The 8,452-nt window shown below is 50.7% G+C and carries 11 protein-coding genes and 1 other RNA gene; all 12 read right to left on the reverse strand.

Annotated features, from left to right (window positions below):
* Window positions 1-353: FHA domain-containing protein (locus ABYT30_RS11955; RefSeq protein WP_373096662.1), on the reverse strand; the 353-nt coding region annotated here is incomplete at its 3' end.
* A 158-nt stretch (window positions 354-511) separates the two neighbouring features.
* Window positions 512-922: a hypothetical protein gene (locus ABYT30_RS11960; protein ID WP_373079369.1), complete on the reverse strand. Its 411-nt coding sequence runs from the start codon at window positions 920-922 to the stop codon at window positions 512-514.
* Window positions 923-930: 8 nt separating this feature from the next.
* Window positions 931-1,383: a YcgN family cysteine cluster protein gene (locus ABYT30_RS11965; protein ID WP_373079366.1), complete on the reverse strand. Its 453-nt coding sequence runs from the start codon at window positions 1,381-1,383 to the stop codon at window positions 931-933.
* The gene (locus tag ABYT30_RS11970) at window positions 1,376-1,654 is read right to left on the reverse strand and encodes a YcgL domain-containing protein (RefSeq protein ID WP_373079363.1); all 279 of its coding nucleotides are present in this window, start codon (window positions 1,652-1,654) and stop codon (window positions 1,376-1,378) included. Before ABYT30_RS11970 ends, ABYT30_RS11965 begins: the two co-directional genes overlap by 8 nt.
* Window positions 1,654-2,769: a ribonuclease D gene (gene rnd / locus ABYT30_RS11975; RefSeq protein WP_373096663.1), complete on the reverse strand. Its 1,116-nt coding sequence runs from the start codon at window positions 2,767-2,769 to the stop codon at window positions 1,654-1,656. The genes ABYT30_RS11970 and rnd overlap by 1 nt, the downstream gene beginning before the upstream one ends.
* On the reverse strand, window positions 2,762-3,361 hold the full coding sequence (recR, locus tag ABYT30_RS11980) for a recombination mediator RecR (protein ID WP_373079358.1): 600 nt from the start codon (window positions 3,359-3,361) through the stop codon (window positions 2,762-2,764). Before recR ends, rnd begins: the two co-directional genes overlap by 8 nt.
* 2 nt (window positions 3,362-3,363) lie before the next feature.
* On the reverse strand, window positions 3,364-3,687 hold the full coding sequence (locus tag ABYT30_RS11985) for a YbaB/EbfC family nucleoid-associated protein (RefSeq protein ID WP_373096664.1): 324 nt from the start codon (window positions 3,685-3,687) through the stop codon (window positions 3,364-3,366).
* Window positions 3,688-3,715: 28 nt separating this feature from the next.
* Window positions 3,716-5,635, reverse strand: coding sequence for a DNA polymerase III subunit gamma/tau (dnaX, locus tag ABYT30_RS11990; RefSeq protein ID WP_373096666.1), 1,920 nt, complete (start codon window positions 5,633-5,635; stop codon window positions 3,716-3,718).
* 112 nt (window positions 5,636-5,747) lie between these two features.
* Window positions 5,748-5,844, reverse strand: an RNA gene (gene ffs / locus ABYT30_RS11995) — signal recognition particle sRNA small type.
* 129 nt (window positions 5,845-5,973) lie between these two features.
* Complete coding sequence (locus ABYT30_RS12000; RefSeq protein ID WP_373079350.1) at window positions 5,974-6,591, reverse strand: DUF4136 domain-containing protein; 618 nt, start codon at window positions 6,589-6,591, stop codon at window positions 5,974-5,976.
* A 33-nt stretch (window positions 6,592-6,624) separates the two neighbouring features.
* On the reverse strand, window positions 6,625-8,028 hold the full coding sequence (locus ABYT30_RS12005; RefSeq protein WP_373096668.1) for a DegQ family serine endoprotease: 1,404 nt from the start codon (window positions 8,026-8,028) through the stop codon (window positions 6,625-6,627).
* Window positions 8,029-8,165: 137 nt separating this feature from the next.
* Window positions 8,166-8,444 (reverse strand): polyhydroxyalkanoic acid system family protein, encoded by a 279-nt coding sequence (locus ABYT30_RS12010; RefSeq protein ID WP_373079345.1) that lies wholly within the window; start codon window positions 8,442-8,444, stop codon window positions 8,166-8,168.
* Window positions 8,445-8,452: the final 8 nt, after the last annotated feature.

Raw genomic sequence — 8,452 nt, forward strand, 5'->3', positions numbered from 1 at the left:
ACAACGGAGCCGCCACTAAAGGTATCTTTCTGGGGAAGCCGCGCGGCCACAATAGTACGCTCTTCCTCTTCCGTACTTTTTAGGTAATACGCTGCTTCGCCGAAAGTTATCACATCGCCGGCTTTAACTGCAGCAGGGCTTTTTAGTAACCTATTATTGATGCAGGTGCCGTTAGTCGACCCAAGGTCCTCGAGTATCCACTCGCCATTAATATAGCTCAATTTCGCGTGGTGCCTGGAAAGTAAACCCTTGGCGATCGTTATATCGCAGTCGTTATCTCGGCCAATAACAACCGTCCCCGCTGCAATAGCATAGGCTTCATTGCCATCCAAGCTGACGAGCTTCAAATCCATGAGCTTACCTACTGAACTGCTTTCAATTGGCTTGCCATCAGTGCAGTCTTTTTAATCATTTTACCAAGAAATAACTTGGGTACCATGCCAAAGTATAGCGAATTAACATAAAGATGGAATCCATCCTCAAGCGGCTAAGCCGAAAATCTCACAAGAAACTATAGCGATGGCTCTTTCCGTCCACTGTAGGGCTTAGATTTACTGCTTTTGGCCGCTGTCTTTGCCGGCGCCGGCGCTTTTTGTCCGCTTGCCAACATAGTCGCTGTCGCGATGGCCAAAATCAACGCTAAAACCTGCCCTGCGGCCAAAAGAATCAAGGTCGACATTGCGCTTTCGATGCCCTCAGTCATCAAGCTCAATACCGCCGACGCACTACCGGGTACTAGCAACTCAGGCTCAGCTGGGTGGCGCCCCGGTATAAACAAAAAAGCCAATGCCGCAAACAACAACCAATAACGCAGAAATACCGAGGAAATTCGCCGCAATAGCCAAAACCAAACCAGCATGGCCAATGAACCCACCCCTAAATATACCTGCCAAGCCAAGCGGTAATCATCTATATTAATCATCTTACACCTTAGTTAACCCAGTGAATTATGTGGTCTTCCAACGATTCCTCAGCAACAGCCAGTTCACTGACACAGCGACCCCGCACCGATATTTTAGCGCGATGCACACTTTCGTCACTGTCCGACAGCAAAGGGTGCCACGGCGCTAAACGCCCGCCTTCACTCAACACGCGGTAAGCGCAAGTTTTCGGCAACCAATGAAATTCGCTAATATCCTCTAACTTGAGCTGCACGCAATCGGGCACACGCTGTTGTCGATGGGAATAATCACTGCAGCGGCAACTCGAGGTATCCAACAAACGGCAGGCAACATCAGTAAAAAACACCTCTCCACTGTCTTCATCCTCCAGTTTTTGCAAACAGCATTTACCACAACCGTCACAAAGCAACTCCCACTCCTCGGTCGACATCTCGTCGAGGGATTTCACCTCCCAAAAAGGCGGCCGCACGATGTCAGCCATCGCGTTCGGTGCCAACCATTGGGTTTAGGCGCTCAGGCTGAGGCGGCATCTGCAGATAATAGCCATTGTCGGCGATTTCCTGCATAACTTTGACCACATCTGCGCGGGACAATTTGCGTTCGGCGGTCAACACTAAGGTCATCGCCCGCACTGGCTTACCGAAGCGCGCTAACAGCGCATCCGGCACTTTGGCTAAATCTTCCTGATGGTCAACATACAAATACATTCCCTCGGTCAAAGGGCTGCGGTAAACCGCGCAAATACGCTTCATTATTTTTTCCCGCCGAGGCTCAATAGCGCGTCACCAATTATGGGCTTACGCCAACCGCAAAGTGATGGGGGCAAGACGCCGGTGCGAATCAACTCCTCTAGATCCCGCTTTTTCAGAAGGACTTCCGGCGCGATATCCGCCGCTACTACAGCGACCTCACCGAGGGCCTTCATCTGTTTCATTAGCTGCGTCTGCGCTGGTGTCAGTGGTTTTGGGGCCGGTGCCGGTAAATCGTCGTCTGCAACCGACCGAGCGCTGCTAATTAGCGCTAATATTACGTCACCGTAACGCCGAATACTGCCTGGAGATAGTTCCTTCACTCGGCTTAATTGGTTTAAATCGCCAGGTAATAACCGGGCAATGTCAAAGCACACTGGGTCTTTTATCACTCGACCCCGCGGGATATTGCGCTCTTTGGCTTCGATCTCCCGCCACGCGCAAAGCTGCTGTAAGACGTACTGCTGGCGCTGGTTTAACTTCCACAGCGATTTAATTCGCAGATAATAATCTTGGGGCAATGCCGGATTCTCGGCTTGTGCCGTAATAACGGCACAGTCTTCCAACCACCAATCAAGCGCACCCTTTTCTTCTAAACGTTGTTTCAGCAAGGGGTAAACCTTTTGCAGATACAACACGTCCAATGCCGCATAAGTACACTGGCTTTCGCTTAAAGGACGGCGCAGCCAATCCGAGCGTGTTTCGCCCTTTTCAACGTGAATCCCGAGGCATTCCATAATAAGCTTTTGATAGCTAAGACCAAAACCCAAGCCCGCCAGCGCTGCGCCTATTTGCGTGTCCAGAAGAGGCTGAGGCACACACTGAAACAACACCTGAAAGACCTCTAAATCTTCACTACAGGAGTGGATGACCTTGGGGATATCTTGGCGCCGTAATAAATCTGTGAATGCAGACCAATCGCTAATATTAAGTGGGTCTATCAAATACAAATGCCCAGCCGCCCCAACTTGCAATAAGCCAGCGATGGGATAGAACGTGTCGGTGCGGATAAACTCCGTATCAATTGCCAAAAACTCGGCCTGCGCCCAAATGGCACAGGAATCGTGTAATACATCATCGCTGTCAATGTAGAGGCAGGATGCCAGTGGATCAGTCAATGCGTCGTCGTCCTTTCAGTGCGTGGGCTAAAGTGCCGCTATCTACATATTCCAATTCGCCGCCCAATGGCACGCCATGGGCAATACGACTCACGGCAATACCCCGGCTACGCATTTGTTCGGTAATGTAGTACGCCGTTGCTTCCCCTTCGACCGTCGGGTTAGTAGCCAGTATCAGTTCATTGACGGCCAATTCAGTGGCGCGCTGCAGCAAATGATCAATGCCTATTTCTTCAGGGCCAATACCGTCTATGGGGGATAAATGGCCCATTAATACGAAATAAAGGCCTTTATAGTCACCACTCTGTTCGAAGGCAACCACATCTGCCGGCGACTCAACCACGCAGATAGTTTGCTTATCCCTGCGGCTATCAGCACAGATAAAGCACTGTTCATTCTCCGTTAGGGTGCGACAGCTATTGCAGTGACCTACCTTATCTACCGCCTTTGCCAGAGCCGCCGACAATCGGGCGGCACCCGGCCTATTGCGCTCCAATAATTGGAAGCTCATACGCTGTGCGGATTTAGCGCCAACGCCGGGTAGGCAACGCAGCGCATCAATTAACTCATCGATTAAAGGACTATAACTCATTGTTAAAAAGGCATCTTAAAGCCGGGCGGCATACCCATTCCCGACAACATGCCCCCCATTTGATCTTTGCTGTTCGCTTCAATCTTGCGAACTGCGTCATTCACGGCCGCGGCAATTAAATCTTCGAGAATTTCTTTATCTTCACTCATCAAGCTCGGATCAATACTCACTCGGCGAACGTCATGACGCCCGGTCATGGTCACCTTGACCAAGCCAGCACCTGACTCACCCTGCACTTCAGCATTGGCCAGCTCTTCTTGGGCTTTTTGCATTTTTTCCTGCATTTCAGCCGCTTTTTTCATCAATTCATTTAAATCAGGTTTCATCTGGGTATCTCTACGTTACTCACACAATTTAACTTAAAAGCTGGACCGACTCAGGGTCCAGAACACCGTCAAATTCAGCAATTAATCGATTCACCATTGGGTCGGCAATTAGCGCCTCTTTGGCAATCACTAGCCGTTCATCTAGGCAGCGCTGGCGGTAGGCGGCCGGTGTTTCCGTCGGCGTCGCAGCAATATGCACCGAAACTTGCAGATTCGCGGCAAAATACTCACTGAGCATTTCACCAAGCCGCTCAATATGGCGGTCATTTAACAGTGCTGCATTTGCCTCATCAATATTAAATACAAGGCTAGTCTCAGTCTTTTCAACCAGCTGACAATGGCCGGCAATACTGCCCAGCATACCCGGAAGATTAAACTGCTCGAATTGCTCCCGCCAAATTTGCTCTGAAAACACCGTCAAACTCACTTTTTCTGAGTTTGCGACAGCCGCGATCGAAGGCTTTTCAGGCGACAATGGCGCAGTACTTACTGGCGCAGCGGGCCTATTTACCGCCTGTTCGACAAGGCGTGTTTCAGCTGGCGTAGTCGCGGGCGCGAGACTGGCTGAAACCACAGGCTCAGAGTGTAACTCGGGAGTAGCGGGCTGTTCCTCCCACGGCGCTATGGAATCACTTCGCACAGGACCGGGCTGAACTGAATTATTTACAGGCTCGGCGCGCGGAAGCTGCACAAGGTTGGAAGCCTGTTGAACGCTAGCTGCCTCGACGTTTACTGGCGCCGCTTGGGCGGGTAACGCCGCTACCGCCGGTTCTGCTTCATTCGCTAAAAGCTTTTTTACGGGAGCAGCGACCTCCGCCGCTGACTTCGCGCGGGGTAATGCCTGCCTAGGTCCGTCAATCACACCCTGGGGCTTAAAGGCCAACATTCTGAGTAATAACATCTCCAAACCGGCTCGAGGATCAGGGGCTAAACCCATATCTCGGCGTCCAGCCAATGCCATTTGATAATAAAATTGAACATCCTCTGCTGTCACCGTGGCTGCGAGATCGATAATACGCTGGCGATCACCCAAACTATTGTCCAAGCCTTCAGCGACTGTTTGTGCCACTGCCAAGCGATGCAGCACAACTAACAACTCACTTACCACTCCAGCAAAATCCGCGCCCATTTCCGCTAAGTCAGCCACAATCGCTAACAACGCGGCGCCATCACTAGCGGCAAAAGCCTCGATTAAACGATATACCGAGCCGTGGTCGATCGTGCCCAGCATTTGCCGAACATCGTTTTCGGCCAGTTTCCCCGAACCAAAGGCTATCGCTTGATCAGTCAAGCTTAGGGCATCGCGCATACTGCCGTCAGCGGCCCGACCTAACAGCCAGAGCGACGGTTCTTCGTAGTGAACCATTTCTTTTTCAAGAATGGTTTTCAAATAATCGACGATGCGCTCGGCGGTTAAATTTTTGAGATTAAACTGTAGGCAGCGCGATAATATGGTCGCCGGCAATTTCTGAGGGTCAGTGGTTGCCAGTAAAAATTTAACGTGGGCTGGTGGTTCTTCCAAGGTTTTCAGCAGCGCATTAAAACTGCTGCTACTGAGCATATGCACCTCATCGATAAGATAAACCTTATAGCGACCCTGGCTAGGCGTGTACTGCACGTTGTCGAGTATTTCGCGGGTATCTTCAACCTTGGTCCGCGACGCGGCATCTACCTCAAGCAAATCAACAAAACGACCTTCATTGATAGCCACACAGGCATGACATTGACCGCAGGGCTCGGAGCTAACACCGACCTCACAGTTTAAACATTTGGCGAGTATCCGGGCGATAGTAGTCTTACCCACCCCGCGAGTACCGGTAAACAAGTAGGCATGATGCAGACGGTCGTGATCGAGGGCATTAATCAGCGCTTTAAGCACATGATTTTGGCCAGCCATTTCACGGAAGGTTTTCGGGCGCCACTTACGCGCCAACACCTGATAGCTCATTGAATAATTCCTGACGTGGAAGCGGCAAGGATACACCAGCCCTGCGAGGACATAAACCAATGAAAGCAAACAGAAATGAATACAGAAGGAAGGTTTAACACTCTGGTGGCAGTCCAACCAGCCACACCCCGGCACACGATATGATAACTACCGTTGCTCCCTTCCAGGCCTGGCGGAGTTCGCTATCTCTCGTTGCGGGGGGACCGGAAGGACTACCGCAGAAAACACGTTTTAGGCTAGGCCTCAACGCGGGCGCTATTGTCGACGAAAGCCCTTTGATATGCAAGTCGCCCGCGCAGATATTCCAAAATATTCTCGATTAATCAAAGCGCTATCACTCATGGCGCAAGATCAATCCCAGGGGGGAACTTAGCCAATACCGCGGCCACAGTCTCATTAATATACACCCGCCGCTCTTCTGGGGTTTCCATACTTGGCATTACTCGCTTGCTCGTACCCCGCCAAACCAGTTTTTTACTCTTGGCGTCGATAATATCGATTATTAAGCTACTCTCTTCATAGCTGCGCACCCAGATATCATCGTCATAAAAATGACCGTGGCCAAAATAGCCGCGCCCATAGCCGGGTCTGTAGTCACAGTAGTAACAAGGGTAGTAAGCAAAATGGGTATACCAAGAGCCAAAGCTATTAAAATTGACCTTCTCTTCCTTGGCTAAGTGATAAGTCACCAGCACCGAAGCTGGCACCCCATCCAGCACTCGGCTTAGGCCCTTGGCGGCAAGCTGGGCATCAACAGCATCAGTGACTCTCTGACGGACTAAATCGTTGTCTAAATCCGCGCCACTTGCACTTTCCGCGATCGCTGGCCGAGGCAACCAAGCAAAAGTCGACACCCCAGCAAAATCATAATCTGCGGCGAAGTCGGAGTTGACCGAAATACCCGCACAGGCGGACAGCAGCACAAACAACACCGCACCAAGGGCTTTTTTCATCATTTCGTCGACTCCTCGAGACAAGCTCAGCGACAATTAGGGCTGCAAAACAACCCACAAGGCCATTTGACCGCGCAATACTCTTAACAGTAAGCCACCATTGCTGCCAGCCAATACCGCGCTAAACTCCTTAACATCCCTTACCCGACGCTGATTTACTGACACAATCAAATCACCAGGCTGTAATTTATTGGCCGCATCCGCGTCGGCGGCCACGTCCGCCACCGCTACGCCACGCCCATCCGGAGAATCTCGCAGCACAACACCCTTAAGTAAATTACTCACGTCATTTCCAGGCAAGCTAGCCGCTTGCTTTACTGCAGCCGGGGCCTTTAAACGGGCATTAATGGTTTTTGTCTTCCCATCGCGCAAAACGGTTATGGCTACCTTGTCACCGATTCGTCGCAAACCCACAGCATTGCGCAACTGAGCCGAACTAAGGACATCTTTGCCGTCGATCGCGATAACCACGTCTCCGGGCTTAATTCCAGCATCCTCCGCCGCTGATTTATCCTGCACTTCGGCAATGACGGCGCCACGTTGATGCTTAGGGAGTTTAAAGGCTTCCGCCAACTCGGCGCTAAGATCTTGAATCACCACGCCAAGCTGGCCACGCTTAACCTCGCCGTGTTCCAAAATTTGATCAATACTCACCTTGGCCATATTGATCGGAATCGCAAAGCCAATACCCACGTTCCCACCAGCAGGAGCCAATATTGCGGTATTCACCCCTACTAATTCGCCGTGTAAATTCACCAGCGCACCGCCGGAATTGCCAGGGTTAATCGAGGCATCGGTTTGAATAAAATTTTCATAACCCTCGATACCCAGCCCAGTTCGCCCAAGCGCACTAACAATACCTGTAGTGACCGTTTGACCAAGACCAAAAGGGTTACCAATCGCCACCACGTAGTCACCAACCTCGAGGTTTTCAGAATTGGCTAATTTCACACTGTGCAAATCTTTGGCATCGATTTTTAAAACAGCAATATCAACATCTGGGTCAGACCCGACCAAAGTGGCACTAAAACTCCGGCCATCTTCCAAAGCAACGGTAATTTCATCAGCGCCATTGATAACGTGGTGATTAGTGAGCACTGTCCCCGCCTTTGCATCAATAATCACGCCGGAACCGGCGCTCTGGGTCCGGCGCTGCTGAGGTCGCAGTTGCTGCTCAGGAACATTAAAGAAGCGACGGAAAAACGGGTCATTTAATAGCGGGTTTTGCTGAACATTACGGGTGGTATACGTTGAAATATTCACAACAGCGGGATTTACGGTTTTCAGCATGGGGGCCAAGCTCGGCAGGGTTCGACCCTCGGCATCTTGCTGGGGGAATAACGCAAAACTGCCCTGCGCCAACCCTAAGAAAAAGCACAAAAAAATGCCTTTCATGAACTCCTTGTTACGCCGATTAGCGCGATTATTCAGACTCTTCATACGCCCCTGAACCCCCTTACTCACTCAGAATGGTCAAATACAACAAGCTTTAGAGCTGACCACCCCCTAAAAATTCCCCACATTAAGAATTTCTTCGCGAACCTGAAACTACGCTGTATTTAACCGAGCTTCAGTATTTAACCGAGCTTTTCCGCCATAGAACGCGAAATTTCGCGCTGAATAGTCGATTTGAGGGCCCCCATCATCAGGCCCAACTTAATATCTACCTTAACCTCGGCGGGCCTCAACGAAATCCGCCCCTTCACACCAGAGCGCTGCACCTCAACCTCATCGTCATTAAGCCAAGTCGATTTAAGCTGGTACTTGTCTTCCAACTTTATCGCTAGCTGCCGAATCAAATCACGCAATTCTTCCGGCGTTTTATTGTGGCTTTGACGAACAGAAATAGTCGACACGAATCAAA

This window comes from Zhongshania sp., from assembly GCF_041623545.1.
Lineage (GTDB): Bacteria > Pseudomonadota > Gammaproteobacteria > Pseudomonadales > Spongiibacteraceae > Spongiibacter.

Bases quoted from the DNA above. Each gene is read 5' to 3' on its own strand.
- dnaX (WP_373096666.1), bottom strand. From the start codon at position 5,635: ATGAGCTATCAGGTGTTGGCGCGTAAGTGGCGCCCGAAAACCTTCCGT.
- ABYT30_RS11985 (WP_373096664.1), bottom strand. From the start codon at position 3,687: ATGAAACCTGATTTAAATGAATTGATGAAAAAAGCGGCTGAAATGCAG.
- ABYT30_RS11960 (WP_373079369.1), bottom strand. From the start codon at position 922: ATGATTAATATAGATGATTACCGCTTGGCTTGGCAGGTATATTTAGGG.
- ABYT30_RS11970 (WP_373079363.1), bottom strand. From the start codon at position 1,654: ATGAAGCGTATTTGCGCGGTTTACCGCAGCCCTTTGACCGAGGGAATG.
- ABYT30_RS11965 (WP_373079366.1), bottom strand. From the start codon at position 1,383: ATGGCTGACATCGTGCGGCCGCCTTTTTGGGAGGTGAAATCCCTCGAC.
- ABYT30_RS12005 (WP_373096668.1), bottom strand. From the start codon at position 8,028: ATGAAGAGTCTGAATAATCGCGCTAATCGGCGTAACAAGGAGTTCATG.
- ABYT30_RS12000 (WP_373079350.1), bottom strand. From the start codon at position 6,591: ATGATGAAAAAAGCCCTTGGTGCGGTGTTGTTTGTGCTGCTGTCCGCC.
- recR (WP_373079358.1), bottom strand. From the start codon at position 3,361: ATGAGTTATAGTCCTTTAATCGATGAGTTAATTGATGCGCTGCGTTGC.